The sequence below is a fragment of the Sphingobium mellinum genome, assembly GCF_037860795.1.
Classification (GTDB): domain Bacteria; phylum Pseudomonadota; class Alphaproteobacteria; order Sphingomonadales; family Sphingomonadaceae; genus Sphingobium; species Sphingobium mellinum.
In genome coordinates this window covers 76,142-103,137 of sequence record NZ_JBANRK010000009.1, presented here as the reverse complement: position 1 = coordinate 103,137, position 26,996 = coordinate 76,142, and the positions used below count along the sequence as shown (strand labels likewise).

At 62.9% G+C, this 26,996-nt stretch carries 29 protein-coding genes; 15 read left to right on the top strand and 14 right to left on the bottom strand.

From position 1 onward, the window contains the following. Positions 1-3: 3 nt before the first annotated feature. The gene (locus AAC640_RS11655; protein ID WP_340266437.1) at positions 4-660 is read right to left on the bottom strand and encodes an SCO family protein; all 657 of its coding nucleotides are present in this window, start codon (positions 658-660) and stop codon (positions 4-6) included. Between the two features lie 46 nt (positions 661-706). Here AAC640_RS11655 and AAC640_RS11650 point away from each other — a divergent pair, with 46 nt between their 5' ends. Together AAC640_RS11650 and AAC640_RS11645 are read left to right on the top strand one after the other, a co-directional pair. Next, positions 707-1,330, top strand: a complete 624-nt coding sequence (locus AAC640_RS11650) for an ankyrin repeat domain-containing protein (protein WP_340266435.1) — start codon at positions 707-709, stop codon at positions 1,328-1,330. 104 nt (positions 1,331-1,434) lie between these two features. Beyond that, entirely contained in the window at positions 1,435-1,659 is a 225-nt protein-coding gene (locus AAC640_RS11645) for a hypothetical protein (RefSeq protein WP_340266434.1), read from the top strand. A gap of 48 nt (positions 1,660-1,707) precedes the next feature. Here AAC640_RS11645 and AAC640_RS11640 read toward each other — a convergent pair whose 3' ends face one another. From AAC640_RS11640 to AAC640_RS11590, 11 genes are all read right to left on the bottom strand, one after another. Beyond that, positions 1,708-2,202 carry an MmcB family DNA repair protein gene (locus tag AAC640_RS11640; protein ID WP_340266432.1) on the bottom strand — a complete coding sequence of 165 codons (495 nt, stop codon included), beginning with the start codon at positions 2,200-2,202 and terminating at the stop codon, positions 1,708-1,710. A gap of 91 nt (positions 2,203-2,293) precedes the next feature. Beyond that, complete coding sequence (locus AAC640_RS11635; protein ID WP_340266430.1) at positions 2,294-2,944, bottom strand: cell wall hydrolase; 651 nt, start codon at positions 2,942-2,944, stop codon at positions 2,294-2,296. Between the two features lie 181 nt (positions 2,945-3,125). Continuing rightward, on the bottom strand, positions 3,126-3,464 hold the full coding sequence (locus AAC640_RS11630; protein ID WP_340266428.1) for a DUF1491 family protein: 339 nt from the start codon (positions 3,462-3,464) through the stop codon (positions 3,126-3,128). Then, on the bottom strand, positions 3,454-3,924 hold the full coding sequence (locus AAC640_RS11625; RefSeq protein WP_340266426.1) for a PaaI family thioesterase: 471 nt from the start codon (positions 3,922-3,924) through the stop codon (positions 3,454-3,456). The genes AAC640_RS11630 and AAC640_RS11625 overlap by 11 nt, the downstream gene beginning before the upstream one ends. Further along, positions 3,911-4,378 carry a PTS sugar transporter subunit IIA gene (locus AAC640_RS11620; RefSeq protein WP_340266424.1) on the bottom strand — a complete coding sequence of 156 codons (468 nt, stop codon included), beginning with the start codon at positions 4,376-4,378 and terminating at the stop codon, positions 3,911-3,913. Before AAC640_RS11620 ends, AAC640_RS11625 begins: the two co-directional genes overlap by 14 nt. A 129-nt stretch (positions 4,379-4,507) precedes the next feature. Beyond that, a complete protein-coding gene (gene hpf, locus AAC640_RS11615; protein ID WP_340266422.1) occupies positions 4,508-5,101 on the bottom strand; it encodes a ribosome hibernation-promoting factor, HPF/YfiA family in 594 nt (197 codons plus the stop codon). Between the two features lie 85 nt (positions 5,102-5,186). Continuing rightward, a complete protein-coding gene (gene dnaQ / locus AAC640_RS11610; protein WP_340266420.1) occupies positions 5,187-5,879 on the bottom strand; it encodes a DNA polymerase III subunit epsilon in 693 nt (230 codons plus the stop codon). A gap of 35 nt (positions 5,880-5,914) precedes the next feature. Continuing rightward, positions 5,915-6,508: a dephospho-CoA kinase gene (gene coaE / locus AAC640_RS11605; RefSeq protein ID WP_340266418.1), complete on the bottom strand. Its 594-nt coding sequence runs from the start codon at positions 6,506-6,508 to the stop codon at positions 5,915-5,917. After that, positions 6,505-7,329, bottom strand: coding sequence for a shikimate dehydrogenase family protein (locus tag AAC640_RS11600; protein ID WP_340266416.1), 825 nt, complete (start codon positions 7,327-7,329; stop codon positions 6,505-6,507). The genes coaE and AAC640_RS11600 overlap by 4 nt, the downstream gene beginning before the upstream one ends. Continuing rightward, entirely contained in the window at positions 7,326-7,919 is a 594-nt protein-coding gene (locus AAC640_RS11595) for a Maf family protein (RefSeq protein ID WP_340266414.1), read from the bottom strand. The genes AAC640_RS11600 and AAC640_RS11595 overlap by 4 nt, the downstream gene beginning before the upstream one ends. Then, positions 7,916-8,743 carry a pyruvate, water dikinase regulatory protein gene (locus tag AAC640_RS11590; protein WP_340266412.1) on the bottom strand — a complete coding sequence of 276 codons (828 nt, stop codon included), beginning with the start codon at positions 8,741-8,743 and terminating at the stop codon, positions 7,916-7,918. The genes AAC640_RS11595 and AAC640_RS11590 overlap by 4 nt, the downstream gene beginning before the upstream one ends. A gap of 287 nt (positions 8,744-9,030) precedes the next feature. Between AAC640_RS11590 and hemE the strand changes: the two genes are divergently transcribed. Then, a complete protein-coding gene (gene hemE / locus AAC640_RS11585; RefSeq protein ID WP_340266410.1) occupies positions 9,031-10,095 on the top strand; it encodes a uroporphyrinogen decarboxylase in 1,065 nt (354 codons plus the stop codon). Further along, positions 10,095-10,535, top strand: coding sequence for a CopD family protein (locus AAC640_RS11580; RefSeq protein WP_340266408.1), 441 nt, complete (start codon positions 10,095-10,097; stop codon positions 10,533-10,535). The genes hemE and AAC640_RS11580 overlap by 1 nt, the downstream gene beginning before the upstream one ends. Before the next feature lie 19 nt (positions 10,536-10,554). Here the strand turns inward: AAC640_RS11580 and panC are convergent, their stop codons facing one another. After that, positions 10,555-11,400: a pantoate--beta-alanine ligase gene (panC, locus tag AAC640_RS11575; protein WP_340266406.1), complete on the bottom strand. Its 846-nt coding sequence runs from the start codon at positions 11,398-11,400 to the stop codon at positions 10,555-10,557. Positions 11,401-11,503: 103 nt separating this feature from the next. Between panC and AAC640_RS11570 the strand changes: the two genes are divergently transcribed. The 11 genes from AAC640_RS11570 to AAC640_RS11520 all read left to right on the top strand — a co-directional run bounded on the left by AAC640_RS11570 (position 11,504) and on the right by AAC640_RS11520 (position 24,184). After that, on the top strand, positions 11,504-12,319 hold the full coding sequence (locus AAC640_RS11570; RefSeq protein WP_340266404.1) for a division plane positioning ATPase MipZ: 816 nt from the start codon (positions 11,504-11,506) through the stop codon (positions 12,317-12,319). Continuing rightward, positions 12,319-12,759 (top strand): J domain-containing protein, encoded by a 441-nt coding sequence (locus AAC640_RS11565; protein ID WP_340266402.1) that lies wholly within the window; start codon positions 12,319-12,321, stop codon positions 12,757-12,759. The genes AAC640_RS11570 and AAC640_RS11565 overlap by 1 nt, the downstream gene beginning before the upstream one ends. Positions 12,760-12,784: 25 nt before the next feature. After that, on the top strand, positions 12,785-14,161 hold the full coding sequence (gene pgmG / locus AAC640_RS11560; RefSeq protein ID WP_340266400.1) for a phosphoglucomutase/phosphomannomutase PgmG: 1,377 nt from the start codon (positions 12,785-12,787) through the stop codon (positions 14,159-14,161). Positions 14,162-14,487: 326 nt separating this feature from the next. After that, on the top strand, positions 14,488-15,891 hold the full coding sequence (locus AAC640_RS11555; protein ID WP_340266398.1) for an OmpP1/FadL family transporter: 1,404 nt from the start codon (positions 14,488-14,490) through the stop codon (positions 15,889-15,891). Between the two features lie 51 nt (positions 15,892-15,942). Next, positions 15,943-17,103: a flavodoxin-dependent (E)-4-hydroxy-3-methylbut-2-enyl-diphosphate synthase gene (gene ispG, locus AAC640_RS11550; protein WP_340266396.1), complete on the top strand. Its 1,161-nt coding sequence runs from the start codon at positions 15,943-15,945 to the stop codon at positions 17,101-17,103. A 75-nt stretch (positions 17,104-17,178) separates the two neighbouring features. Further along, positions 17,179-18,084, top strand: coding sequence for a DMT family transporter (locus AAC640_RS11545; RefSeq protein WP_340266394.1), 906 nt, complete (start codon positions 17,179-17,181; stop codon positions 18,082-18,084). Between the two features lie 90 nt (positions 18,085-18,174). After that, the gene (locus AAC640_RS11540; protein ID WP_340266392.1) at positions 18,175-20,499 is read left to right on the top strand and encodes an FtsK/SpoIIIE family DNA translocase; all 2,325 of its coding nucleotides are present in this window, start codon (positions 18,175-18,177) and stop codon (positions 20,497-20,499) included. Positions 20,500-20,787: 288 nt separating this feature from the next. Then, on the top strand, positions 20,788-21,426 hold the full coding sequence (locus AAC640_RS11535) for a LolA family protein (RefSeq protein WP_340266390.1): 639 nt from the start codon (positions 20,788-20,790) through the stop codon (positions 21,424-21,426). A 402-nt stretch (positions 21,427-21,828) separates the two neighbouring features. Then, positions 21,829-22,626, top strand: coding sequence for an exodeoxyribonuclease III (xth, locus tag AAC640_RS11530; protein WP_340266388.1), 798 nt, complete (start codon positions 21,829-21,831; stop codon positions 22,624-22,626). Then, positions 22,626-23,684 carry a GTP cyclohydrolase II gene (gene ribA, locus AAC640_RS11525; RefSeq protein ID WP_340266386.1) on the top strand — a complete coding sequence of 353 codons (1,059 nt, stop codon included), beginning with the start codon at positions 22,626-22,628 and terminating at the stop codon, positions 23,682-23,684. The genes xth and ribA overlap by 1 nt, the downstream gene beginning before the upstream one ends. Further along, the gene (locus tag AAC640_RS11520; protein ID WP_340266384.1) at positions 23,681-24,184 is read left to right on the top strand and encodes a L,D-transpeptidase family protein; all 504 of its coding nucleotides are present in this window, start codon (positions 23,681-23,683) and stop codon (positions 24,182-24,184) included. The genes ribA and AAC640_RS11520 overlap by 4 nt, the downstream gene beginning before the upstream one ends. Positions 24,185-24,229: 45 nt before the next feature. On the opposite strand, the gene AAC640_RS11515 is transcribed toward AAC640_RS11520, so the two are convergent. After that, a complete protein-coding gene (locus AAC640_RS11515; protein WP_340266383.1) occupies positions 24,230-26,992 on the bottom strand; it encodes a [protein-PII] uridylyltransferase in 2,763 nt (920 codons plus the stop codon). Between the last annotated feature and the right edge of the window lie 4 nt (positions 26,993-26,996).

Sequence of the window (26,996 nt, the reverse complement as noted above, 5' to 3'; positions counted from 1 at the left end):
TCGTCACTTGACCCATTTTTCGAGGAAGGCGAGCACCTCGGCCGGATCGCCCTCCTGCTTGTCCGGGGTTCCTGGATCATCCACCGGCACCAGCGCCACGGGCTGGCCGTCCGGACCGAACAGATAGGGCGTCCGACTGTGACTGACCAGATAGGTGCTAGCGCCCTTCTGCTCTTCCTTGTTGTAAAGGACGACGAAATCCTTGGCGACCTTCGCAATCTCCTTCGGCGTCCCGGTCAGGCCGATCAGGCGGGGGTGGAAGGCGGCGACATAGGTCTTGAGCACCTGCGGCGTGTCCCGTTCGGGGTCCAACGTGATGAATATCGGCTGCAGCCTCGCCGCGCGGCCAGGATCGGCCTTTTCAAAGCGGGTGAAGCCCTGCATGATTCGTTGCAGGTCGACGGGGCAGACATCGGGGCAATAGCTGTAGCCGAAATAGACCAGCCGATACCGGCCCTTGAAATCATCCCACCGGACCTTCTTCCCATCCTGGTCAGTGAGCGCGAAAGGGCCACCGATGCGCGCGCCGGCAAGGTCTCCAGGTGCGCTTTGGGGGCTGCTTGATGCATTGCCGCCCGACCCCATATTGCAGGCTGCGAGCAACAGCACGAGCGGCAGGATCAGCGAGTTGGACGCTTTGTTCATAGCGCGGCCAGCCATGCACTGCTATTGGCGCTATTGCAAATGCCAAGGGGCTTACAGAGCGATGATGGGACGTTTTCGGGCATGGTCGGGGAAGGCGGGCGCCGCTGCGCTGGCGCTGGCGCTGCTGTCTCCGGTTGCTGCACAGGCGCAGTTTTCCGACAGCTACAACTTCCTGAAGGCGGTCAAGGATGCCGACGGTCAGAAGGTGACCGACCTCATCCAAAAGCCCGGGTCGACCGTCATCAACAGCCGCGATGTCACCAGCGGTGAAACCGCGCTGCACCTGGTCATAGCCCGGCGTGACGCGACATGGCTCGCCTTTCTGCTCGGCAAGGGCGCCAATCCCAATCTGACCGACAATGGCGGCGACACGCCGCTGATGAAGGCGGTGCAGGCGCGGTTCCAGGACGGCGTCATCCTCCTGCTCTCTGCCGGCGCGCAGATCGACAAGGCCAATGGCAGCGGCGAAACACCCCTGATAAGGGCGGTGCAGCTGCACGATCTTGCAGTGGTTCGGCTGCTGGTTGCGCATGGCGCCAATGCCGACCGGCGCGATAGCATCGCCGGCATGTCGGCGCGTGATTATGCCGACCGCGATTCGCGCACGCCCGGACTGGTCGATGCGCTCCGCGCCGCAAAGAGCAGCGCCGCTCCCAAAGGGCCGGTGCAGGGGCCGGTTTTCTGAACCGGCCTTCTCAGTCAGTAGTTTTACGATTGATCAACGCCTCTTGCCGATGGGGATAGCCCTCCCCATCTTTCCACAATCACCCTTTCCGCAAGAGGTGGCCAATGGAGCGTAACAAGATCGAGATCGAGAAGGCTTGGGAACAAGCTCTCGGAGACATTTTCCATCCATATATGGGCCCCGGCGAAAAGCCGGCCCGACCGTCGCCTGACGCGTTCCGCGCCAGCAGCTACGAGATCAGGCGCCATATGGCCAAGACCGCGGCCCGGCAAGGCTCGACGGCGCTCCACCAATATCTGGCCGATGAATATTGGGGCAAACGACGATAGGTGCGGATCAGCGTCCTCGATCGCAGGACACAGCTGCTCGCACGTCAATCACCGTCCGATGTCCGTCGCATGATCGGGGTCCGCAATTGCCGTCAGCCGGCGGGCGGCGCGGCGGGCGAAACGTAGCGTCTCAGCCTTGCGGCGGGCGCCCGGCAGCGGTTCCGTGGGCGCAGGGCGCAACAGTTCGGCATCATATTGATCCGCAACGATCAATCCGGTTCGCGCGGGCCACAGCGCCTCGCTGTCGAACAGGGCAAGGTCGAATCCCGCCGGGACCGCCCAATAGAACCGGTCACAATACTCGAAATAGTCCGGCCATTTCATGTCGCCGATCAGATCGGAGCGACTGCATTTGATCTCGACGATCGTGATCCGGCCCGCTCCGTCGATCGCCATGATGTCCGCCCGGCGACCATTGGGCAGTGGCACCTCCAGGATACCGCTCATGTCGTGGCGCAAGAAAAGGCGCAGCGTACCGCGCGCGACCGCGAACGCGGTGCCGTTGGTCAGGGGAGAGCAACTGTCTGGAGGCGCGGCGGTCATCGGCGCATATTAGAACAGGAAGGGAACAAAAGAAAAGGCCGATTCAGGATGGCTCCCGAACCGACCGATGCTGACCTGACTGATCGAACGATCAGCGATAAAAAATATGGTTGTCGATCGCGGCGAGCTGATGCTTGCCCCACGAGGGCGAGACGCGCCGGGCGTGGAAGAACAAGGCGCCTTCGGCACGGCTGTCCCAGCCGCCATCCATCGCGATGCGCGCGATCGCGACCGCTTCACGCCAGCTTTGGCTCGATGTCGGAATGGACGGCATGCCGTGGCCACGCACGAAACTGAACTGTCCCGGCTGATAGACAACGCCGCACATGCTGCTGGCGAATCGGCCGGACTTGACGCGATTGATGATAACGCGCGCAACGGCCAGTTGGCCTTCCAGGCTTTCGCCCTTGGATTCAAAATAGACAGCGCCGGCCAGGCATTTCATGTCGCCATCGACGGTCTCGGGAACGCCTTGCGCTTCAACCAGAGCCGCTAGGTTATCCGCCTTCACATCGGCGCTGTCGGAAAGGGGTGCCAGCGGCTGCGCGACCTCGCGCGGAGCGGCAAAAACGACGGCGGGCTTGCCAGCCGCCGAAGGAGCTGAATGCAGCTCCTGGGTCCCGTAGAGGGACTGGACCGATGGAGCAGCCTCATTGGCGCTCGACATATCGGCCGCCATGACCGCCGCAGAGGCAGACAGGGCAAATGCCGCGGCAATCGCGGACTTCAAACGAAAACTCATTACAACTCAAAATCGTGCGGTTCTTGGCCAAGGGACGTCGGATTAAACCCTTTTATCATTGCCGACGTCGGGCCGCCCCCCGTCTGCGTGTTTACCGCGCCCGCCCCCCACGGGCGAATTCGGCAACCTGCGCGTTGAAGCGTGCAGCGCCAGTGCCTCCCGGGGTTCCGAGAGTCAACGATCAACAGATCGTTTCAGCGGCGAACCGTTCCGCATCCGCGATGTCGAGTTCTATGACCCACAGGTCAGGGTCCACGCGACGGCGGCGCTCAATATATTGGGACAGCATGTCCGGCCCCGATTCCGGCGGTGGCCCGCAGCGGTTGAGAACATACCGCCCCGCAAAATCCGGTGTGCGTTCGAACAGGCCTTGAGGCTTCCCGCGCTCCACCGCCTCCACCAGGATGACGCCGCTGATCGCGTCACCCTTCGCCAACACGGTGGCGAATCCGCCCGCCGCTGCCGCACGTCTCACCAGCACGCCGACCAGCATGGCGCTGGTCAGGCGGTCAGCTGCCATAACCCGGCAAGGAATAAAGCGGGAATTGCGACCGCATGAAAGTGCCGGTGCCACGGCCTACTTCTTCGCCATCCATGTCGACCAGACTCGCTTCGGCCACGAACACGCGGCGTTTGCCGCTGATCCAGCGGCCCTCGGCGCGAATCCGGCCGGGGCCGATCGGGCGGGTGAAGAGCAGGTTAAAGGCGGTCGTCAGGAGGAAGCGGTCGCTCACCAGGCTGTTGGCCGCGTAGAATGCGGCATCGTCCAGCATCTTGAAATATACTGTCCCATGCACCGCGCCCGCAGCATGGAACTGCCCTTCGTCAACGTCGAACTCGATGACGGAATGGCCAGGTTCGGTGATAGTGAGTTCCGACCGGAACAGCCGGTTGATCGGCGCGGAGCGATAGAGATTCTCCAGCGCGCGGAAATGCGCCTCCTCGCCACTGGGCGCGGAGGGCGCCTCAGGCTGCGTCACGCGCTTCCCCGCCGGCCAGCAGGGCTTGGAGGGCGCCCGCCGACTTCGCCCCGCGCAGGCGCGCCACATGACCCTCGTCGCGCAGATAGCGCGAAACGCGGGCCAATGTCTTGAGATGTTCGGCACCACTGTCGGCAGGAGACAGAAGCGCAAAGACGACATCCACCGGCGCCTCGTCCACCGCGTCAAACGGGATGGCGGGTTCCAGCAATACGACCACGCCACTCATCCGCTGCAACCCAGAGATTTTTGCGTGAGGAATGGCGACACCGCCACCAAAGCCGGTCGATCCCAGCCGTTCCCGTTCAAACAGGGCTTCCGACACGGCACCGGCATCCAGCCCATAGGCCGCCGCAGCGAGTTGCGAGATTTTCTGGAACAGCGGCTTCTTGCCGTTTACGGCGACACCCGTGGCAAGCGCGTCGGGCGAGACGATATCGTTGAAATGAACCATGACCAACCCGAAACAGCCAAGACACGCGCGTCTTTGAAAGGCCAGCGCGTACTCGGGACATATAAAGCTCGGCCCCATAGGCCGCCGGCTTACTGAGGTCAACCGGGGCCTATGGAGCGAACCCTCAGGCTACTGGCGCGGTTCCACCCAGCCGATCGTGCCATCATGGCGGCGATAGACCATATTATAGGCGGAAGTTCCGGCATTGAGGAACAGCAGCGCGTTGGTATTGCGCAGGTCGAGCATCATGACCGCGTCGGACACGCTGGCTTCGGGAATATCGACCCGTGTTTCTGCGATGATGAGCGGCGCCTCCTCCGGCTCCTCTTCTTCGGAAACCGACGCAAATATGGTGTAGCCGGCTCCATCCACGCCGTTCACATCAAATCCGTTGGCACGCTGTGCCTCGGCGGCAACGGCCTGCGCGTGACGATCCTTAAGCCGGCGCATATAGCGCCTCAGCTGCCGCTCGATCCGCTCGGCCGCCTGATCGAAAGCGGGATGCGCCTCCTGCGCCTCCCCTGCCCCTTTCAGGATCAGGCCGGTCATGACATGACAGACGATATCACAATGGAAGGCGCCGTGCGGTGCAGGTCTGAACGTGACCTGGGCGGAAAGGGTTCGGGAGAAATATTTCTCGGCCATCGCCTCCAGCCGGGTCTGGACATGCTGCTTGAGCGCGTCGCCCGTGTCGACCTGATGTCCGGAAACACGAATATCCATTAGCCTTCTCCTTGTTCTTGCCGGACCGCAGGCGAGCGGCCCGGTAGGCACGAAGCTCGGAAAGGCAGGATGTCAGCCCCGCCTTTCAAACCTCCTCCAGCCAGAGCGGCTTTTCCAGAGTCGCGACAAACACCCTGTGCCGTTCCAGCTCCTCCGCGCTGACCACGAAGGCCCGCGCGGGACGAACAGGGCGAACCGCAACCTGCGCCGCAAGTTCCACCCTAACCAGTTGTTTTTCCTCCTCCTGTGCAAGACCAAGGCCGATCTGCCGGCCTCCGGTCAGTTCGATGTAAAGCTGCGCCAGCAATTCCGCATCGAGTAGCGCGCCATGTTTGATGCGATGGCTGCGGTCGATGCCATAGCGGGTGCAGAGCGCATCCAGGCTGTGCTTGGCGCCCGGGTGAAGCTGCCGCGCGATCGCGACAGTATCGATCATCCGTTCGATCGCCACCTCGGCCATGCCGCACAGCCGCAATTCATGGTTGAGGAACCCAAAATCAAAACGCGCATTATGGGCAACGAGACGGCTGTCCTCCAGAAAGTCGAGCAATTCCTGCACGCCCGCGGAAAAGAGCGGCTTGTCCTTGAGGAAAACATCGGACAGGCCATGCACCGCCTCAGCCGCTGCCGGCATGGACCGCTGCGGATTGTAATAAGCGTGAAAGGTGCGTCCCGTCGGCACCCGGTTGAGGAGCTCTATACAGCCGATTTCGACCAGTCGGTCGCCGGTGGCAGGGTCCAATCCAGTCGTTTCGGTGTCGAATATGATCTCGCGCATCGCCCTCTTCACGTCGACTCTGGTCGGACCTGCTGTTATCGGCCTGTCTTCGCCCCAAGGCAAGCGACCAAGCGTCGTACCTGGCCCCGGGTCGCCGCGAAAGTGGTGCCGGTATCGATGATATAATCCGCCCTCAGCCTCTTTTCAGCGTCCGGCGTCTGCAAGCGGACGATTCTCCTGAACTTCTCGGCTGTCATGCCCGGCCGCGCCAGCACCCGCCGCCGCTGCTTCCAGGCTGGGGCGGTGACGACGATCACCCCGTCCAGTTTGCGGTGCCCGTTCTTTTCGTACAGCAGCGGTATGTCGAAAATGACGAAGGCCCGCGAGGCATGGCGGCGTAGAAACGCTTCGCGCGCGGCATGCACGGCCGGGTGGACGATGGCTTCCAGCGCCCGCAACTGCTGCGGATGACCAAAAACGGCCGCGCCCAGCTTTACGCGGTCGACGCCCTTCGGGCCGGTCGTGCCTGGAAAACGGGCCTCGATCGCTGGCAGCAGCTTGCCGCCCGGCCCTTGCAGCCTGTGGACTTCGGCGTCCGCGCAGAAAACCGGCACGCGTTGCCGCCGCAGCATTGCGGTGACGGCTGACTTGCCCATGCCGATAGAGCCGGTGAGGCCGTAAACCTTCATGAAGCGGCAAGCAGCAGCGCTCGCAGTTCGTCATCCCGGTCGCGGGGCGCTTCAGCGTCGAAAAAAATGTCGAAGGCGAGCGCCGCCTGACCGATCAGCATTTCCAGACCGTCCAGGGTCTTAAGGCCCCGTGCCCGTGCCGCCAGCAACAAAGGCGTGTCGAGCGGCGCATAAACAATGTCATAAACGGTGGCGGTCGGCGGCAACGGCGCGAGGTCAAGCTCCAGCGCCGGCTGCCCGACCATGCCGAGCGAGCTGGTGTTGACCAGCAGATCGGCGGCGGGCAGCGGGTCGGCCATGCCGATCACCCGCCCTTTCACCCCGGCCCGGTCAAGCAGCGCCTGACCCTTCGCGGCGTCGCGTACCATCACGGTGATATCCGGTACCCCAAGTGTGGTGAGAGCGAACAGGATCGCCCGTGCCGCGCCCCCGGCTCCCACCAGGACGGCGCTTGTCCCCTTCCACTTGTCGCGCAACAACGGCTGCAGGAAGCCTCCGGCGTCAGTGTTGGTGCCGATCAGCGGGCCGCCGGTCTCGCTCGCGATGGTGTTCATCGCCCCAATCCTGGTCCGCACCCCACCGGGATCGTCGGTATAGTCCATGACCGCGATCTTGTGCGGAATGGTGACGTTGCACCCCAGCCAGTCGGGGTCCGCCCGCCTCGCCAGGAAATAGGCGGCGAGGCCATCGCCGGTAACATGCGTTTTCTTATATTCCGCCTCGATACCCAGGCAGTCGAGCCAGAAATTATGGATCAGTGGTGATTTGCTGTGGGCGATCGGATCACCGATCACTTCGGCATAGGGGAGCTTTTCGGTCATGATGGCAGAACGCCCCGGATGCGCAGAAAGTCAAGCAGCGGCAGCAGCGGCAGGCCCTGAATGGCGAATTGGCTGCCTTCCACTTTGGCGAACAGCTGGACCCCTGGTCCCTCGATCCGGTAATTGCCGACGCACCAGCGGCAATGGTCCCAGTCGCGGTCGAGGTAGCCGGCGATGAACGTGTCGGACAGCGGTCGCATCGTCATTCGCACCCGTTCGACATAGCGCCAGATGGGCTCGCCGTTCAGCACGATGACGGCGGCGCTGTGCAGATGATGGACCCGACCCGACAGCAGCTTGAGAATCCGGGTTGCGTCAGCCCGGTCGACCGCCTTGTCGATCATCGTACCATCATCCAGGCTCAACGTCTGGTCGCAGCCCAGCACGAGTGTCCCTGGGACGCGCCGCGATATCTTGAGCGCCTTGAGTTCCGCCAGCGCGTCGGCAAGCGCCCGCGCGTCAAGGCCATCCGCACGCAGCGCTTCCTTGGCGGCTTCCTCGTCGACGCCTGGCGACAGCGCCTCGAACGGCACCTGCGCCGCCTCCAGCAGCGCCCGCCGGCTCGCGCTTTGCGATGCCAGCACGATCATGAATCGGCTCCTTCCGCCAGCACGCGGTCGTTGAAGAGGTTGATGATGGCTGCGGCTGCTTCCTCGATCGATCGTCGGGTCATGTCGATTACCGGCCAGCCATTGTCCGCGAACATCCGCCGGGCGAAAGCCAGTTCCTCCTGCACCTTTTCGATATCGACATAGCTGGTTTCAGGCGCCTGGTTGAGCGAGAGCAGGCGGTTGCGGCGGACCTGCACCAGCCGTTCGGGACTGACGGTCAGGCCCACGACCATCGGGTGACGGAGCGAAAACAAGCTTCGCGGCGGCGGCGATTGCACGACGAGGGGTATATTTGCCGTCTTGTAGCCGCGATTGGCGAGATAGATGGAAGTCGGCGTCTTGGACGCGCGCGACACGCCGGCAAGGACAATGTCGGCTTCTTCCCAATTTTCATGACCGACGCCATCATCATGGGCGATGGTGAACTGAATCGCCTCAATCCGCGCGAAATAGGCTTCGTCCAATATATGCTTTCGCCCCGGCCGATTGCGGGTTTCCTGGCCCAATATATTAGACAGCGCGTCGGTCACGCTGTCGAGCGCGGCCACGTGCGGCAGGCCGAGCGCGCGGCACCGCGTTTCCAGTCGGCGACGCAGCTGATGGTTGGACAGAGTGAACAGCACCAGCCCCGGGTTGGCGGCGATCTCCTCCATGATCCGGTCGAGATGAAGATCGGACCGCACCATGGGCCAGAAATGGCGCACCGCCTCGACATTCTCGAATGCACCAATGGCTGCCTTGGCGATATTCTCCAGCGTCTCGCCGGTGGAGTCCGACAGCAGGTGCAGGTGAATGCGCGACATGACGCCTATCTCTGTAGACGGACTGTGGATAAAGCAAGGGATAGGTTGAGGATCAAATAGCCCGCCAAACCCCCACCTCGTTTCCCGTATTTTTACCCACAGACCTTCAACAAGCCGTCATTTTCATCCACAGCCTGTGGGTAACGGGGATAAAAGGGGTGAATCGACCCGCTGGGTCTGCCCCCGAAGAGTCAAGCTGTTGGCAAATCCGGGCACAGCGCATAAACCCCGCTGCCAACCGCCCTACTATCTCCATCATCCTTTTAAGAATCTAAATAAGAGAGTTTATGACGGGACCAGACGCTGGCCTTTCGAAGGACCCATGTTCCAAGCCGCTGCTCTCCGTCCTGAAGGGAGAAAGGCGCGATCCACCGCCCATGTGGCTGATGCGTCAGGCGGGCCGTTATCTACCCGAATATCGCGCGCTCCGGGCAGAGAAGGGCGGATTCCTCGAGCTGGTCTATGACAGCGCCGCCGCGGCGGAAGTGACCATCCAGCCGCTGCGCCGCTTCGGCTTCGACGGCGCCATCCTCTTTTCCGACATCCTGATCGTGCCTTACGCCATGGGCCAGACGCTCTGGTTCGAAGCAGGAGAGGGTCCGCGACTGGCGCCCATCTTGGCCGAGCATGAGTTGACCGCGCTGGCACCCGATTTCGAGCGGTTCGAAGCCGTCTACGAGACGGTGCGGCAGGTTAAGGCGGCGCTGGATCCGTCCGTGACCTTCCTGGGGTTCGCGGGCAGCCCCTGGACCATCTCCACCTATATGGTCGCGGGACAGGGCAGCAGGGACCAGGGCGCCGCGCGGCGCATGGCCTATCAACAGCCTGAACGGTTCGGTGCGCTGATCGATGCGATCGTCGACGCCACAGTCACGTACCTATCAGGCCAGGTCGGCGCCGGGGTAGATGCGGTGCAGCTGTTCGACAGCTGGGCTGGCAGTCTGGCGCCGCTGGAGTTCGACCGCTGGGTGATTGAGCCCAACAGGCAGATCGTCCAACGGCTCAAGGCGTTGCATCCCGCCGTTCCCATCATCGGATTCCCCAAGGGCGCGGGCGCGAAGCTGGCCGACTATGCCGTGGGCACCGGCGTCGATGCCGTGGGCGTGGACGAAACGGTCGACCCGCATTGGGCGAACCGGGCCTTGCCGGCGGAGCTTCCCGTGCAAGGTAATCTCGACCCGCTGGCGCTGATTGCGGGGGGCAGGGCTGTCGAGGAGTCCGTGGACAATATCCGCGCCGCCTTCGCCGGCCGGCCGCATATTCTCAATCTGGGCCACGGCATTCTGCCCGACACGCCGATCACGCATGTCGAGGCCCTGATCGCATATGTCCGCCAAGGAAAGGAGAGCTGATGCCCTATCTCGGCGCTGCCTATCTCTGGGTGAAGGCTGCCCATGTCATATTCGTCATCTTTCTTATGGCGGGTTTGTTCATGATTCCGCGCTTCTTTGTCTATCACCACCAATGCCCGGTCGGTTCGGATGAGGACCGCAAATGGGTCGAGCGCGAGGCGCGGCTGCTCAAGATCATCCTCAATCCCTCTTTGGTCTTGGCCTGGGTTTTCGGCCTGATGCTGATGGTGGAAATCGGTGCTTGGCAGTTCGGCTGGTTCCACCTCAAGCTGCTCTTCGTGTTGGGGCTTTCAGCTTATCATGGCTGGATCGCGGGCTATGCGAAGAAACTGGCGAGAGGTGAGCGGCCGATGAGCGAAAAGGCGCTGCGGCTGGTGAACGAGGTGCCAGGTATCGCGGCCGCCGTCATTGTCGTGGCGGTGATCGTCCGGCCATTTTGACAGCCTTTTTAGAAGGGCATCAGGCCGGCTCGACCGGGATATTGTCTATCAGCCGGGTTCGGCCCAGCTTCGCCGCGCCCAGCAGCCGGGCAGGGCGGTTGAGCGCGGTCAGCGGCGCCAGCGTGACGGCATCACATAAGGCTACATAATCGATGGGGTCAAAGCCATGGGCGGCAAGCATCGCTACCGCCTTGGCGATGGCATTTTCGACGCTGACGCCCTTTTCCATCTGCCGCGCCGCTTCGCCCAGAGCGCGGGGCAGAGCGAGCGCCGCCTTGCGCTCCTCCTCGCTCAGATAGGCATTGCGCGATGACAGGGCGAGCCCGTCCTCGGCGCGTTGGGTCGGCACGCCGATGATTTCGACGGGCTGGTCGAGATCTTTCACCATCCGCCGGATGACAGCGAGTTGTTGATAGTCCTTCTCGCCGAATAGAGCGACGTCTGGGCGGACCTGGTTGAACAGCTTGGTCACGACAGTCGCAACGCCATCGAAATGGCCCGGCCGTGCCGCGCCGTCCAAGCCTTCGGTCACGCCTGAAACGGAGATATTGGTGGCATAGCTTGACGGATACATGACCTCGACGCTTGGCGCCCAGAGGATATCCACGCCTGCTGCCTGCAACATCTGCGCGTCCTTCGCCTCCCGCCTAGGATAGGCTTCCAGATCCTCGTTCACCCCGAACTGGCGCGGATTGACGAAGATCGAAACGACGACATGGCCGGCATGGTGACGCGCTTCTTCCACCAGCGCCATGTGCCCATCATGCAGCGCCCCCATGGTCGGCACGAGGGCGATCAGGCGTCCGTCGCTTTTCAGCGCGTCGAGGGCAGATCGCAGGAGCGGAAGGTCACGGAGGATTTGCACGGGACGAGGGGCTCCGATAAGGCGGGAGGCACGGGGAATATCCTGCTAAGGCATGGCCGGGCAAGACGGTCAAGAATCATCGCGGTAGAACAACGGGGTTATCATGGGTCCAGCGGCGAACGGCCAAACGCACCACATCGTCTTCGCCAATGAAAAGGGCGGAACCGGCAAGTCAACCACGGCGGTCCATACCGCGATCGCGCTTGCAGCGCTGGGACACCGCGTGGGCATGATCGATCTTGACCCGCGCCAGCGCACTGTCACCCGCTACATGGAAAATCGCGGTGAAACTGCCAAGCGCCGTGGCATAGAACTGCCAATGCCCGAATTCGCTGTGCTCAAGGGCGATACGGTCGAGGCGCTGGAGCAGGAAACGGCAGCCGTGTCGGAAGGCAAGGATTTCCTGATCGTCGACACGCCGGGCCGCGACGATCCCTTCGCCCGGCACATGGCGGCGCGAGCGAACACGCTGGTCACGCCGATGAACGACAGTTTCGTGGATTTCGACCTGATTGGTCAGGTCGATGCCGAAACCTTCAAGGTGCGGCGCCTGTCTTTCTATTCCGAGCTGATCTTCGAAGCGCGCAAGACGCGGGCCAAGGCGGACGGGGTGTCGATCGATTGGGTTGTGCTGCGCAACCGTGTCCAGCATCATGACGCGCGCAACAAGAAGCGGGTGGGCGACGCGCTGATGGAATTGTCGCGCCGCGTTGGTTTCCGCGTGATTCCCGGCCTGTCAGAGCGCGTCATCTTCCGCGAGCTTTTCCCGTCGGGCCTGACCTTGCTCGACAAGGGCCATCTGGGCGACCTGGGCGTGAGCCATGTCGCGGCGCGTCAGGAACTGCGGGAAATGGTCTCTGGGCTTGCGCTGCCGACGCGGGAGGAAACGGCGCCGATCGACCTGCTCGGCGCTGCCTGATGGCGCTTACAGCCCTGCTGCTGGTCGCGCTTGCCAGCTGGCTGATCTGGACGGGACGGCTTCAACGTATGAGCGCGAAGGATGGAATGGTCTTGGGTGCGGCGCTGGTCGGGGCGGTGATGGCCGCCAAGGGTAAGCCGCTGGTAGGCGCGCCGCTGCTGCTGGGAGCGACTTTGTACTTTTTTGTCCAGGGACAGAAGAGCGCGAAGAAGCAGCCGGGACGGCAGACCCGGACGGCACCATCCGATATCGCCAGAGCGCGAGCCTTGCTTGGTGTATATCCGGGTGCAGACGGAGCCGAGATTCGTGCGGCGCACCGACGCCTGATCGCGTCGGTTCATCCCGACAAGGGAGGCACGGAGGCATTGGCGGCGCAGATCAATGCCGCGCGCGACCTGTTGCTTGCCAGCGCGCGGGAACAGGATTCGTCCCGCCGCTGATATGGTCGATTTGAGGAGGGCAGCCATGGCTCACCGCTTCCACCCCAGCCTGCTCCGCGAATATGATATGCGCGGCACCATCGGGAAGACGCTGGGCGAGCGGGATGCCTTTGCTGTTGGTCGCAGCTTTGCCACCATCATCAGGCGGCGGGGCGGATCACGGGTCGCGGTCGGCTATGACGGCCGGCTTAGTTCCCCAGCGCTGGAGGCGTCCCTGGTACGCGGACTGGCGGCGAGCGGCGTCGATGTCCTGCGCATAGGCCTCGGGCCGACGCCGATGCTCTATTATGCCGAAGCGGTCCTGAATGTGGACGGCGGCATCCAGATAACCGGCAGCCATAATCCCGCCGATCAGAATGGCTTCAAGCTTGTGGCGCAACATGACCCTTTTTTTGGCCCCGACATCGCCGCGCTGGGGGCGATCGCGGCCGCGGGCGACTGGGAGGATTGCGTGGGCCGGGTCGAGGATGTGCCGGTCATGGACCGCTATGTCGCGCGCCTGATGCGCGATTTTGACGGCGCGGCATGGCGGATCGGCTGGGATGCCGGCAATGGCGCGACGGGCCCGGTCATCGAAAAGCTGGTGAAGCTTCTTCCCGGCGAGCATCACACGTTGTTCACCCAGATAGACGGCCACTTCCCGCATCATCACCCCGATCCGACTGTTGAAGCGAATCTGGAGCAGCTGCGCGCCCTTGTCCTTGCCAAGAAGCTCGATTTCGGACTGGCTTTCGACGGCGATGGCGACCGTGTGGGCGTGATCGACGGGAAGGGGCGGGTGATCTGGGGCGACCAGCTGTTCGGCATCCTGGCCGAGCCGGTGTTGCGGCAGCGCCCCGGTGCCATGATCGTCGCCGATGTGAAGGCGAGCCAGGCCCTGTTCGACCGTATCGCCGCACTGGGCGGGCAGCCGCTGATGTGGAAAAGCGGTCACAGCCACATCAAGTCCAAAATGAAGCAAGTCGGCAGCCCTTTGGGTGGCGAGATGACCGGCCATATCATGTTCGCCGACGATTATTACGGCTTCGACGACGGGCTCTACGCCGCGCTGCGCCTGATCCGGGCTACCGCCTGCCTCGGTTGCAGCGTCACCGCGCTGAGCGATGGGCTGCCCCGGCTGTTCACCACGCCCGAGCTGCGCTTTCCTGTCGCCGAAGGGCGCAAGGAGGCTGTCGTCGCGGAGGTGAGAGCGCGTCTTCACCAGCTTGGCGCCCGGATCGATGAGACGGACGGGATACGCTGCACAGGTGCGGACGGCTGGTGGCTGTTGCGCGCCTCCCAGACCCAGGATGAACTGGTCGCGCGGGTCGAATCAGGCGACGCGGAAGGCCTGGCGCGAAACGAGGCGGAGTTGCGCGACCAGCTCCTCCAGTCGGGAATAATTGCCCCCTCCGACGTTTGATAAGGCGCCCACAGCCAAAAAAGGGGACATGCTGCGGACGCCTAAGCTTTCTTTCCCTTACGGAACGCTTGTCCGGTCCCTACGAGTGCAAGATATGCAACTGCAGTTCGGGTTTTCGCAGTTGCAGCAAAACAAGCTCCAACGCAAAAGGAACGGGCCTTTCAGGCATCCTCTCCTAAACTTTTCAAGCCGTTCCTCCGGGAGCGGCTTTTTTTTCTTCTAGGAAGACTCGGCGCCCGCTAGAGAAAATTAACCATGGCGCTGTCATGTGGCCGATAGAACGCAAAGGTCATGGCTGCATCCAGACTGTTGGAAAGGGGTCTCCTATGCTTATCCGCCGCGCTGCTCGATCCTTGTTTGGAACCGGGCTGCTTGTCATGCCTTTGCCGGCACTGGCAGGTGGCTTCTATCTTCAGGAACAGTCGCCCAAGGAAACGGGCCGCGCGCTCGCCGGCGCGGCCGCGGCGGCGGACGATCCTTCGGCCATCTATTTCAATCCTGCTGCCATGACCGAATTGTCTGGCGTCCAGACGTCCCTCGGTGGCGTCGCCCTGATGGCTTCCGCGCATCAGACCAATCAGGGGTCCTCTCGCACCGTGCCCGCGGGCCCACCTGTGCTTGGCTCAATCCCTGTCACGGGCAATAATGGCGGCAATCCCTTCGACAAGGTGATCCCCGTGCCCAGCTTTTACGTGACGGGTCAGGTCACCGACAGACTGTGGCTGGGCCTTGGCGTCAATGCGCCCTTCGGTCTGAAGCTGGATTATGACGACGGCTTTTTCGGCCGCTATGAATCGCTCTACACCAGCCTCAAGACATACAATATCCAGTCTTCCGCTGCCTATAAGCTCGACGATCATTTCTCGATCGGCGGCGGTATTGATGTGCAATATGTGAAGGTGACGCTGACGAACGCGCTTCCACAGCTTGCTCCCGTCCAGATCATCCGGCTGCCCGGCACGCCCGCTGTCGGTTCAACAATTCCCGGCGTCGGGACAGCGGGCGCGACGATACCGCTTGCCGGAACAGCCGTTACGCTTTTCGACGGACTGGCACAGGTGAAAGGTGACGACTGGTCAGTGGGTTGGAACGCCGGCCTCTTCTACACCAGCAGCGACACCAATGTCGGCATCTCCTATCGTTCCGGCATCCGGCATCATCTGAAGGGAACGCAGACGATTTCCGGGATTCAGGGTCCGATCGCGGCCGCCAACGGCACGCTGGCAGCCTCCGCTCCGCTCGACCTGCCCGATATCGTGACGGTCGGCTTCATGCATCGGCTGACGCCCGCCTTGCGTGCCATGATCAGCGCTCGCTGGTACAACTGGTCGAAATTCAAGGGCATTGCCATCACGACAGCGGCGGGCACCTCAAACAAGGAACTGGATTATCGCGACAGCTACAGCGTCAGCCTGGGCGGCGAATATGACGTCAGCCCAACCCTGACTCTGCGGGCGGGTACGATGTTCGACCGCACGCCGACCAATCCGCAGTATCTGACGACACGCGTGCCGGACGGCGACCGTGCCTGGCTGAGCGGCGGGGCGACCGTCAATATCTCGCCCGCGCTGGCACTCAACTTCAGCTATGCGCATACCTTCGTGGAAAAGGCGAATATCATCCGCGCCGACAGCTATTATCCCTCGCCGGCTACCGTGACGGCGACCACGCGCTCGCTCGCCAGCGGCAATGCCGACCAGATTGCCGCATCGGTGACGGCACGCTTCTAACTTCGCCCGTGAATCACTATAGGGGCTTCATAGCCACGGAGCCCCATTTTCATGTCCGACCATAATCCCGGCCTGCGCCCCTGGCGCGACATCGCACGCCGGCAAAGCCGCCAGATCATGGTTGGCAACGTCCCAGTGGGTGGCGGCGCGCCGGTCACGGTCCAGACCATGACCAACACACCGACCTCCGACGCGGGCGCGACGATCGACCAGATTCGCCGCTGTGAGGAGGTCGGTGCGGATATAATCCGCGTTTCCTGCCCGGACGAGGAGTCGACCGCCGCGCTTGGGCAAATCGTCCGCGCGGCTCGGGTGCCGATCGTCGCTGATATCCATTTCCAATATAAGCGCGCGCTGGAGGCGGCGGACGCAGGCGCAGCCTGCCTGCGCATCAATCCGGGCAATATCGGCAGCGAAGCGCGAGTGAAGGAAGTTGTCGACGCGGCCAAGGCCAATGGCTGCGCGATCCGTATCGGCGTAAACGCCGGAAGCCTCGAAAAGGACCTACTCGAAAAATATGGCGAGCCGTGTCCCGAAGCTCTTGTTGAAAGTGCGCTCGACCATATCAAGCTGCTGCAGGACCAGGATTTTCACGACTATAAGGTTGCGGTGAAGGCCAGCGACGTTTTCCTGGCAGTCGCGGCCTATATGCAGTTGGCCGAAGCGGTCGACTGTCCGCTGCACCTTGGCATCACCGAAGCGGGCGGCCTGATTGGCGGCACGGTGAAAAGCGCGATCGGCATCGGCAACCTGCTCTGGGCCGGGATTGGCGACACCATTCGCGTCTCCCTCTCCGCCGAGCCGGAGGAAGAGGTGCGCGTCGGTTATGAGATATTGAAGTCGCTCGGCATCCGCACCCGCGGCGTCAAGGTCATCTCCTGCCCCAGCTGCGCGCGGCAGGGGTTCGACGTGATCCGCACCGTCCAGGCGCTGGAGGAACGGTTGCAGCATATCCACACCCCGCTGTCGCTTTCTGTCCTGGGCTGCGTCGTAAACGGGCCGGGCGAAGCGCGCGAGACCGACATCGGCCTTACCGGCGGCGGCGCAGGCAAGCATATGGTCTATCTGTCTGGCCTCACGGACCATACGGTTCAGGATGAAGGCATGATCGATCATATAGTGCAGCTAGTCGAAGCGAAGGCGGCAGAGATCGAGGCGGCCAAGCTGGAGGCGGAAAGCACCGATGCCGGCAAGGCGGAAGCGGCGGAATAGCGGCGTCTTGCCGATGCTTGCCAGTTCAGCCCGACGCGCGGGATTTCGTCCAATTTTGTCAGCGGTTTGACCTCCATGCCGGCTTCTCGGTCCTTCGCCCTGCCCTTTGCCATATGCTGTGTCGGCGTCGCGCTATTTTCGGTGATGGACGCGGTGATGAAAGGGCTGAGCCTTTCGATTGGTCTGTTCAATGCCCTGTTCTGGCGTGCTCTGACCGGCAGCTTGCTGGGCCTGGCGCTGATGCTGGTAACCCGACAGCGTTGGCCGAACCAGACCGTCCTTCGCCTGCACCTGCTGCGAGGCACGGTCGTCGCAGTAATGGCCAGCCTCTTTTTCTGGGCGCTCATGCGGATGCCGCTGGCGGAAGCCATTGGCCTCTCCTTCATCGCCCCGCTGATCGCGCTCTACCTCGCCGCGCTGCTGCTAGGTGAGCGGATCGGACGTCAGGCGATCGTTGCGTCGCTGATCGGCCTTATCGGCGTGGGCGTGATCCTGTCCGGCCGGATGCAGGGCAGCTATGATGAGGACGCGCTGCTTGGCGCTCTCGCGGTGCTGGTCTCGGCCGTGCTCTTCGCCTGGAACCTCGTCCTTCAGCGTCAGCAGGCACAGCTCGCCTCGCCGATCGAGGTCGCCTTCTTCCAACATGGCGTCATGTTCGCGCTGTTTGCGCTATTTGCCGCCGGCGCGGGATGGGTTCCAGTGGTACCGGCGCCATCGGCCTGGCTGCTGATCACCTTTGCGGCATGCCTTGCCTTCGCATCGCTGGCTGCGCTTGCCTGGGCCTATGCCCGCGCGCAGGCACAGACGCTCATTCCCGTCGAATATACCGCCTTCCTCTGGGCGGCGATCATCGGCGCGCTGGTCTTCGGCGAGCCGCTGACGCTGTCGACCATCGCCGGCACGGTGATGATCGTCGCAGGTTGCCTGGCGGCGTCGCGATCCGGGGCTGCAGGGCCGCAGGTCGAATCCGGCATTGCCTGACAAGACGAGCCGATTGGGCTGACCCTTGACGCGGACTCCCCGCTCGGCGCATTGTGCCGAAACGGAACATTTGGGGGACATTGCAAGACCATGGCTGTCAGCCGCGGAGCCAAGCGCACACCGGAATGGCGCGAAATGCTCAAGCGCAGCGTCATCCGGAGCGGCGCGCTGATCAGTGCGATCGCGCTGATGTTGGCGACCCTGTTCCTGGCGCTCGCACTGTTGAGCTACCAGCCAAGCGATCCGTCGATGAATACGGTCGCAGGCGAACATGTGCAAAATATCATGGCCGCGCCCGGCGCCTGGATTGCCGATTTCCTACTCTGGTTGATGGGCGTGCCGGTCGTGTTGCTGCTGCCGTTGATGGCGATCACCGCCCGGCGCCTCTGGGGCGACCAGGACATGGCCGGCTGGAAGGGGCAGTTCGGCAAATGCATCGCCGGCATTATTTTCATCGGCATCGCCCTGTCACTGTTCCAGCCTGAACCTCTGGTCGGCCTGCCCAGTGGCTGGGGTGGCATCATCGCCCTAGTGACCGCGCGTGGCGTGGCCAGCCTGACCACGGCGACGGGAGGCGCGCAGGCGTGGGTTCATGGCATCCTGATCGCCCTGTCGCTGATCGCTGGCCTCGCGCTTTGCTATCGCAGCCTGGCGCTCGAAAGGCCGATTCTGGCGCTGCGCCGGCCTGCCCTGCCAAGCCTGAGCCTCCCCAAGCCCGCCTTCGTGCTTGCCGGAGGGGGGCCGCTTCCCGACGCCGCCGAGGATGAGGCGACGGTTGAGGAACGCGTCATTACGCCCCGTCGCGCCGTCAGCAACGAACCGAAACCACCGATCACCATCCAGACACCGAAGCCGGCTCCCGCCCAACGGCAGATGGCGCCGGTATCGCAGGACGACCTCTTCGGCAACAGCTCGCTGCCTTCACCCGATCTGCTCAATCCCATCCCGGCGAGCCAGGGGCAGAAGATCGACAAGGCCGCGTTGGAGCGCAACGCCCGGCTGCTGGAATCGGTGCTCGACGATTTCCACGTGAAGGGCAATATCGTCGAGGTACGACCCGGCCCGGTGGTTACCATGTACGAATTGGAACCCGCACCCGGCATCAAGGCGAGCCGGGTGATCGCCCTGGCCGACGACATCGCTCGCAACATGTCCGCGCTTTCCGCGCGCGTGGCGACGATCCCCGGCCGAACCGTGATCGGCATCGAACTGCCCAACGCCAATCGCGAAGGGGTATCCTTCCGCGAGCTGATCACCAGTGAGCAGTTCGCGCAGGAAGCCACGCTGCCGATCATCCTTGGCAAGAATATCTCCGGCGAACCGATCATCGCCGACCTGGCGCCGATGCCCCATCTTCTGATCGCGGGCACGACCGGTTCGGGTAAGTCGGTCGGGTTGAACGCGATGATCCTGTCGCTGCTGTACCGCATGACGCCGGATCAACTGCGTCTCATCATGATCGACCCCAAAATGCTGGAACTGTCGACCTATGACGACATTCCGCATCTGCTGTCACCTGTCGTCACCGAACCGAGCAAGGCGATCCGCGCGCTCAAATGGGCGGTCGAGCAAATGGAGGACCGCTATCGCATGATGGCGTCCATCTCGGTGCGCAACCTGGCCAATTATAATGAGAAGGTTCGCGCAGCGAAGGCCAAGGGCAAGCCCTTGGGCCGTCGCGTCCAGACCGGCTATGATCCCGAAACGGGCAAGCCCATCTATGAGGAAGAGCAGCTCGATTTCCAGCCGCTGCCTCAGATCGTGGTGGTGGTGGACGAACTCGCGGACCTCATGATGACCGCGGGCAAGGAAGTCGAATTCCTGATCCAGCGCCTCGCGCAAAAGGCGCGTGCAGCCGGCATCCACCTGATCCTGGCGACGCAGCGCCCCTCCGTCGATGTCATCACCGGCGTCATCAAGGCGAATCTGCCGACCCGGATCAGCTTCTTCGTCACCAGCAAGATCGACAGCCGCACGATTCTCGGGGAACAGGGGGCCGAGCAACTTTTGGGCAAGGGCGACATGCTCTACATGCATGGTGGCAAGGGCCTGATGCGCGTACACGGCCCGTTTGTATCGGACGATGAGGTACGCATGGTCGCGGACCACTGGCGGGCGCAGGGGCAGCCGGACTATATCTCCGCCGTTACCGAGGAGCCGGAAGAGGGCAGCTTTGCTCTCGACGGGGTGGATCTGGGCGACGACAGCCCTGACGCCCAGCTGTTCCGCAAGGCCTGTCAGCTCGTGTTCGAGAACCAGAAGGCGTCCACCAGCTGGCTGCAACGCCAGCTGCGCGTCGGCTACAACAGCGCGGCGCGCCTGATCGAGCGCATGGAGGAAGAGGGGCTGGTCGGCCCACCCAACCATGTCGGCCGCCGCGAAGTGTTGCGCGACGAGAATGGCAATCCCCTTTGAGTGCGGTTGCGTCAGGTGCAATCGCGCTGCGCTCTTTCGCATTTGCAGTAAAGGCGGCCGCTGGACAAAAGGGACGGGCCTTTCAGGCATCCTCTCCTAAAACTTTTCCAGGCCGGTCCTTGTGACCGGCCTTTTTTTGTGTTGGTGATTGGTCGGTCAAGCTGCTGATTATCCGTCCAGGTTGTCGATCGCGAGCCAAAGCCTGTCATTTTCGGAACGAGCCAGTTCACAACGGGTTCAAGGCCTGTTTTCTATCCCTGACTTCCTGAACGAAATGGAGAAGTATCCATGAAGCGCATCATGGCGCCCCTTGTCCTGGCCCTTGCCGCCGCCCCGTTGCTGGTGCCGACCGTGCCTGCTGTCGCGCAGCAGGGCCAGTCGGACTTCGTCCGGGTGAACAGCTACATCCGCGGTGTGACGACGATGACCGCGGACTTTACCCAGACAGACCGCAATGGGCAGACCCTCACCGGCAAGCTGACTATAAAGCAGCCCGGCAAGATACGCTTCCAATATCAGAAAGGCGTTCCGCTGCTGATCGTGGGGGACGGCAAGGCGCTGACCATGATCGACTATGAAGTGCGCCAGGTGCAGCGCTGGCCGATCGGTAATTCGCCGCTCGGTGCCCTTCTGGATCCCAACAAGGACCTGTCCAAGTTCGGCAAGGTCGTCCAGACGGGCGATCCCAATGTGTTGAGCATTCAGGCGCGTGATCCCAAGCGGCCAGAGTTTGGCACGATAACGATGATCTTCAAACGTGATTCGTCCGGCCCGGGGGGCTTGCAGCTTTACGGCTGGGTAGCGCTCGATTCGCAGAACAATCGCACCACCGTGCGACTGACCAACGTCGCCTATGGCGTGCCGGTTTCCGATTCCACCTTCCGATGGAATGACCCGCGACCCAAGGGGCGAGCGGCCGGAGGGTGAACCGGGCGACGTGTGAGACGGGAAGAAATTCTGTCGCTGCCGTTCATCTGGCGCTCATATCGCGACCCCTAGAAGGAAGTTCACGGCGCGGGACGAAAACCGGGATTTCCCCCCTGTTACCCGGAACCCCGCCTGCGTCGCAAAGCGCTTTAAGGGCGCGATCGAGACCCCCGTTCCATGCCCCCGGAGCGGGGGTCTTTCTTTGGGCATGGCCATGTTGCCGATCGCGGGCTGCGAATAGAGGCCCTCTCCGCTTCCGGTGCTCAGGTGCGGGAATCGCGGTGTGCTCCGGTTTTCGATAACCGCCATTTCGCTTGGTCATGGCCACATGGCAGCACAGCCGTGTTACAGAGAACGCCCGCAATGCTTGCGCGTCTGATCGCAGGTCCTTAGGGGATCAGCATGCCGCAGACAGTCAGCATCGCTTCCTGGAACATCAACAGCGTTCGTGCCCGGCTCGATATCGTCGAGAGGTTTCTGACCGAGGAAGCGCCCGATATCCTGTGTCTTCAGGAAACAAAGGTGGTGAACGAGACCTTCCCCACAGAATTGTTCAAGCGTCTGGGCTATGTGCATCAGGTGCTCAACGGTCAGCGGATGCACCATGGCGTCGCGATCATGAGCAGGGTGCCGATCCATGAGGATGGCCGGCTCGACTGGCAGGCCAATGGTGAAGCGCGCCATGTCGGCGTGCGGCTCGACAATGGCGTGCGTATCGAAAATGTCTATGTGCCTGCGGGTGGCGACATTCCCGATCGCACGGTCAATCCAAAATTCGGGCAGAAGCTCGATTTCCTGGAACGGATGATTCAATGGTCTTCAAGCCTTGAGGACAAGCCGACCATCCTCACTGGCGATTTCAACATCGCGCCGATGGAGTGCGACGTGTGGAGTCACAAGCAACTGCTCAACGTCGTGAGCCATACGCCAATCGAATGCGAGATACTGGCGCGGTTGCAGCAGTCGAACGAATGGGTCGACATTGGCCGTCATTTTCATCCCGCGCCTGCACGGCTCTATACCTGGTGGAGCTATAGGGCAAAGGACTGGGCGGAATCGGACCGCGGACGGCGGCTGGATCATATGTGGATGACGCGCGACGTTGCGGAAAAGGCGGTCGCGCATCGCGTTGTTGAACCCGCGCGCGGCTGGACCAAGCCGTCTGACCATATTCCCATCATCACGGAATTCGCCTTCTGATGGGCGCCCGGGCCGCAGCTCGCGCCATTGACGCGCTCCGCCGGGGCTGGGCCGTGACGATTCTTGGTGCCGATGGCGCGATCAGGGTCATGGCGGTGGAAGGCGCCGACGCCGTCACGCTGTCGAGCTTTGACCCGAAAGAACAAGCGGACATATTGGTCGCCGCCGCACGGGGAGAGACGTTGAAGCTGGCTAACCAGCTCGCCGCGGCGGACCCCGACATGCCGGTGCTGATCGCGCGGATGCCGTGGATCGACCGCGATGTCGCGATGGCGATCGCCGATCCGGTGTTGGATCTTGCCTCGCCGCTCAAGGGGCCCTTCATGGCCAAAACATTGGCTGCCCCGCTCGCGTCCAAGGCCGCCTTGCGGCTGGCCCGCCTCGCCGGAATCCTGCCGGCCTATTTCGTGACGGGGGAAGGCGACAGCGAGGCGCAGGTCAGCGCCGATGATATCGACGCTTACGACGATGCGGCCCATCTCGCGATCGCCACCCGCGCCCGCTTGCCCATAGCGGCGAGCGAGACGGGCGAGATCGTCGCCTTCCGCAGCCCGGACGAGCCGCGCGAGCATGTGGCGCTGGTGATCGGCAAGCGCGACGCGTCTCCGCCGGTGGTGCGACTACACAGCGAATGTCTCACGGGCGATGTGCTCGGATCGCTGAAATGCGATTGCGGGCCACAATTGCACCAGGCGCTGCACCAGATGGCGGAGTCGACCTGGGGCGTTCTGCTATACCTGCGTCAAGAAGGGCGCGGGATCGGGCTTGTCAACAAGCTGCGAGCCTATGCGCTGCAGGATCAGGGCTTCGACACCGTCGACGCCAATGTCCGGCTTGGTTTCGCCATCGATGCGCGCGATTTTTCGGTCGCGGCCCGGATGCTCGATCTGTTGGGGATCGGTGAAGTCCGCCTTCTGACGAATAATCCCAACAAGGTGTCGGGACTGGAGGCGGCGGGGATCAAGGTTGCCGAGCGCCTGCCGATCATCCTGCCGTCCAATCCGCATAATGAACATTATCTGGCCACAAAGCGCGATCGCACCGGTCACCAGCTGTGAGCGTCGTCCGCATCTCCGGCGCGGCCGGTCGGCTCAGCTTCGGCGCCATCGACATGCCCTGCACGATCGGGCGCGGCGGCACCTGCGCTGCTGAGGACAAGCGCGAGGGGGATGGCTGCACGCCGCTGGGGACATGGCCCATCCGAGCCGTTCTGCTCCGGCCGGGCAAGGTCGATCCGGAGGGCATCCGGCTTCCCTGGCGCTGGGTCCGAGAAGGGGATGGCTGGTCGGACGATCCCGCGGACCCGGCCTATAACCGCCCCGTTCAGCTGCCACGCGCATTGTCGGCGGAAAGCCTGCGGCGCGATGACGACGCCTATGACGTGATCGTCGTCCTTGGCCATAATGACGCGCCGCCGGTGCCGGGGCGGGGAAGCGCGATTTTTTTCCATCTTTCGGAGGGACGGCCCACCGCAGGCTGTGTCGCGGTCGAGCGGGACGACATGCTCAAGCTGCTACCGTTGCTGAGGCCGGGCGACATGATGGAGATCGTCTGCTGATATAGCGGCCCGCCAAGCAGGCGGCCTCTACACACCCTCACGCCCTCACGCCCGTTCCAAAGCCTCTGTCTCTTCCCCACTAGCCGATTGCAGCAGGCGTCTTTCCAGCGTTTGCAGCCTCGCCTTGCTCTCGATCTTGCCACCCAGAAGATCGGTCACATAAAAGGTGTCGACCGCCCGCTCGCCATAGGTGGCGACATGGGCGCTGTGGACCGTGACCTTCGACTGGAAGAGTGCGTTGGCAAGGCTGAACAGCAGCGCCGGCCGATCGCGCGCGTTGACCTCGATCACGGTGAAGCGGTTCGAAGCCTTGTTGTCGATCAGCACATTGGGTTCTATGCGGAAGGCTTCGGCACGGGTTCGGGGCAGCGGGCGCGCCTCCAGCTTGGTGATCATGCGGTGCCTGTTGGCAAGCGAATCCTCGATGGCATTGCGGATGCGCGTCAACTGCTCAGGACTGTGGAAGGCGCCGCCGAGCGGATCCTGCACCAGGAAATTGTCGATCGCCACGCCGTCGCGCGTGGTGTGGATGCGCGCGTCGATGATGTTGCCGCCGGCCAGGTGAATGGCACCGGCGACGCGGTAGAAAAGGCCGGGATGGTCGGCGGCATAGACCGTAACCAACGTCGCGCCGCGCTGCGGATAATATTGCGCCGCGATCGACAGCGGTGAATCGCCCGATTCCAGGATATGCCGGGCATTGTGGATTAGGATGTCCTCGGGCTCCGCGATCCAGTAGGATTCGGGCAGCCGCTTGCTAAAACGCTGAAAAGCGGCGGCCGACACGTCCAGCGCCTGGCGCAGAGCTTCCTGCTTGGCCATGACCCGCTCGCCGCGACCCTTCTGCTTGTGGCCGAGCCGCAAGACCTCCTCGGCGGACTCGTAGAGGTCGGCCAGCAGTTGGCGCTTCCAGCTGTTCCAAACGCCCGGCCCAACCGCGCGGATGTCCACCACGGTCAGGCACAGCAGCAGGCGCAGCCGTTCCGGGCTTTGCACCACGTCGACGAAGTCCAGGATCGTCTTGTAATCGGCCAGATCGCGCTTGAAGGCCGTGGCCGACATCAGCAGATGGTGGCGCACCAGCCAAGCCACCGTTTCCGTTTCCGCAGGCGTCAGGCCAAGGCGGGGGCAGAGATGCTCCGCCACTTCCGCCCCCAATATGCTGTGGTCGCCGCCACGACCTTTGGCGATGTCATGCAGCAGCACCGCGACATAGAGCACCCGACGCGAAATGAGGCGGCCCATAATCTCGGTCGACAGCGGATGGTCGTGCGCCAGGTCGCCCCGCTCGATCTTCGCCAGTAGCCCGACGGCCCGGATGGTATGCTCGTCGACCGTATAATGATGATACATGTCGAATTGCATCAGCGCCACGACGCGACGGAAATCGGGGATGAAGCGGCCGAACACAGTCGACTCGTTCATCCAGCGCAGCACCGTTTCGGGATTGCGCGTGCTGGTGAGCACTTCCATGAAAGCGGCATTGGCGCGTGGATCGCGACGGACCTTGGCGGTAATGAGCCCGGCGTCACGGCTGGCAACGCGCATCGCGCTGGGGTGGATCGCCAGATCGTGGCGATCCGCGACGGCGAATATCTCCAGCATCCGCACCGGATCAGCTTGAAAGAAATCATCGCTGGGCAGCGCTAGCCGGCCACGATCCAGCACGAAGCCGTCCAGCTTCTTGGGCCGGCGGAAGATGGCCGGGATGTAGCGCCGCCCCTTCGGCCCCATCTGATCGTCGAGATGGGCCAGGAACACCGCTGTCAGGTCGCCGACGATCTTCGCGTTCAGGAAATAATAGCGCATGAAGCGCTCAACCCCCGACCGGCCCTGCCGCGGGGTGAAGTGCATCCGCGTTGCCGTTTCCAGCTGCAGGTCGAAGGTCAATCGGTCCTCTGCCCGGCCTGTGATCATGTGCAGATGGCAGCGAACCGCCCAAAGGAAATCCTCCGCCTTCTGGAACTGACGCAATTCGCTTTCTGTCAGCAGGCCCACATTGACCAGTTCGGCCACCGATTTCACCCGATTGACATATTTGCCGATCCAGAACAGCGTGTGCAGGTCGCGCAGGCCGCCCTTGCCCTCCTTCACATTGGGCTCAACGACATAGCGGCTGTCGCCCATCCGTTTATGCCGCTGGTCTCGCTCCTCCAGCTTTTCGGTGACGAAGGCGCGGGCGTTGCCCTGCATCACCTCTGCATCGAAACGTTTGCCCGCTTCCTCATACAGGGCCCGGTCGCCCCAGACATAGCGCGCTTCCAGCAAAGCGGTCCGCACCGTCAGGTCAGCCTTTGCCATGCGGATCGTTTCGTCGACGGAACGACTGCTGTGACCGACCTTGAGACCCAGGTCCCAGAGCGAATAGAGCATCGATTCGATGACCTGCTCGGTCCAGCCGGTGGGTTTCCAGGGCGTGATGAAGGCGATATCCACATCGCTGTGCGGCGCCATTTCGCCCCGGCCATAGCCGCCGACCGCGATCAGCGTAATTCGTTCGCCTGTGCTTCGGTTGCTGGCCGGATAAAGATGGTGCGTCGTTGCATCATAGAGCAGACGGAGCAACTGATCGATCAGGAAGGCGAAGGCCGTGACCGTTTCCCGCCCCCGCGTCGGTTTCGCTTCCAGGCGCCGTTCGACTTCCATCCGGCCATCGTCCAGCGCGGACTTGAGTTCTCCGACGATGCGGCCCCGCAGCTTCATCGGGTCGCCCCGATGGTCCTGCGCCAGAGCGTTGATGCGGTCGGAAACCGCACGTCGATCGATGATCGCGCGGCGCGCGCCCAGGCTGGGAAACTGCATGACCATGCGC

Coding starts and splice junctions, on each gene's coding strand:
- AAC640_RS11580 (WP_340266408.1), top strand. CDS start 10,095: ATGCCCTATCTCGGCGCTGCCTATCTCTGGGTGAAGGCTGCCCATGTC.
- ispG (WP_340266396.1), top strand. CDS start 15,943: ATGTCCGACCATAATCCCGGCCTGCGCCCCTGGCGCGACATCGCACGC.
- AAC640_RS11540 (WP_340266392.1), top strand. CDS start 18,175: ATGGCTGTCAGCCGCGGAGCCAAGCGCACACCGGAATGGCGCGAAATG.
- AAC640_RS11570 (WP_340266404.1), top strand. CDS start 11,504: ATGGGTCCAGCGGCGAACGGCCAAACGCACCACATCGTCTTCGCCAAT.
- AAC640_RS11535 (WP_340266390.1), top strand. CDS start 20,788: ATGAAGCGCATCATGGCGCCCCTTGTCCTGGCCCTTGCCGCCGCCCCG.
- AAC640_RS11645 (WP_340266434.1), top strand. CDS start 1,435: ATGGAGCGTAACAAGATCGAGATCGAGAAGGCTTGGGAACAAGCTCTC.
- AAC640_RS11630 (WP_340266428.1), bottom strand. CDS start 3,464: ATGGCAGCTGACCGCCTGACCAGCGCCATGCTGGTCGGCGTGCTGGTG.
- AAC640_RS11655 (WP_340266437.1), bottom strand. CDS start 660: ATGGCTGGCCGCGCTATGAACAAAGCGTCCAACTCGCTGATCCTGCCG.
- hpf (WP_340266422.1), bottom strand. CDS start 5,101: ATGGATATTCGTGTTTCCGGACATCAGGTCGACACGGGCGACGCGCTC.
- dnaQ (WP_340266420.1), bottom strand. CDS start 5,879: ATGCGCGAGATCATATTCGACACCGAAACGACTGGATTGGACCCTGCC.
- xth (WP_340266388.1), top strand. CDS start 21,829: ATGCCGCAGACAGTCAGCATCGCTTCCTGGAACATCAACAGCGTTCGT.
- AAC640_RS11590 (WP_340266412.1), bottom strand. CDS start 8,743: ATGTCGCGCATTCACCTGCACCTGCTGTCGGACTCCACCGGCGAGACG.
- AAC640_RS11595 (WP_340266414.1), bottom strand. CDS start 7,919: ATGATCGTGCTGGCATCGCAAAGCGCGAGCCGGCGGGCGCTGCTGGAG.
- AAC640_RS11555 (WP_340266398.1), top strand. CDS start 14,488: ATGCTTATCCGCCGCGCTGCTCGATCCTTGTTTGGAACCGGGCTGCTT.
- AAC640_RS11600 (WP_340266416.1), bottom strand. CDS start 7,329: ATGACCGAAAAGCTCCCCTATGCCGAAGTGATCGGTGATCCGATCGCC.
- pgmG (WP_340266400.1), top strand. CDS start 12,785: ATGGCTCACCGCTTCCACCCCAGCCTGCTCCGCGAATATGATATGCGC.
- coaE (WP_340266418.1), bottom strand. CDS start 6,508: ATGAAGGTTTACGGCCTCACCGGCTCTATCGGCATGGGCAAGTCAGCC.
- ribA (WP_340266386.1), top strand. CDS start 22,626: ATGGGCGCCCGGGCCGCAGCTCGCGCCATTGACGCGCTCCGCCGGGGC.
- AAC640_RS11650 (WP_340266435.1), top strand. CDS start 707: ATGATGGGACGTTTTCGGGCATGGTCGGGGAAGGCGGGCGCCGCTGCG.
- AAC640_RS11620 (WP_340266424.1), bottom strand. CDS start 4,378: ATGGTTCATTTCAACGATATCGTCTCGCCCGACGCGCTTGCCACGGGT.
- AAC640_RS11635 (WP_340266430.1), bottom strand. CDS start 2,944: ATGAGTTTTCGTTTGAAGTCCGCGATTGCCGCGGCATTTGCCCTGTCT.
- AAC640_RS11565 (WP_340266402.1), top strand. CDS start 12,319: ATGGCGCTTACAGCCCTGCTGCTGGTCGCGCTTGCCAGCTGGCTGATC.
- AAC640_RS11515 (WP_340266383.1), bottom strand. CDS start 26,992: ATGGTCATGCAGTTTCCCAGCCTGGGCGCGCGCCGCGCGATCATCGAT.
- AAC640_RS11545 (WP_340266394.1), top strand. CDS start 17,179: ATGCCGGCTTCTCGGTCCTTCGCCCTGCCCTTTGCCATATGCTGTGTC.
- AAC640_RS11640 (WP_340266432.1), bottom strand. CDS start 2,202: ATGACCGCCGCGCCTCCAGACAGTTGCTCTCCCCTGACCAACGGCACC.
- hemE (WP_340266410.1), top strand. CDS start 9,031: ATGACGGGACCAGACGCTGGCCTTTCGAAGGACCCATGTTCCAAGCCG.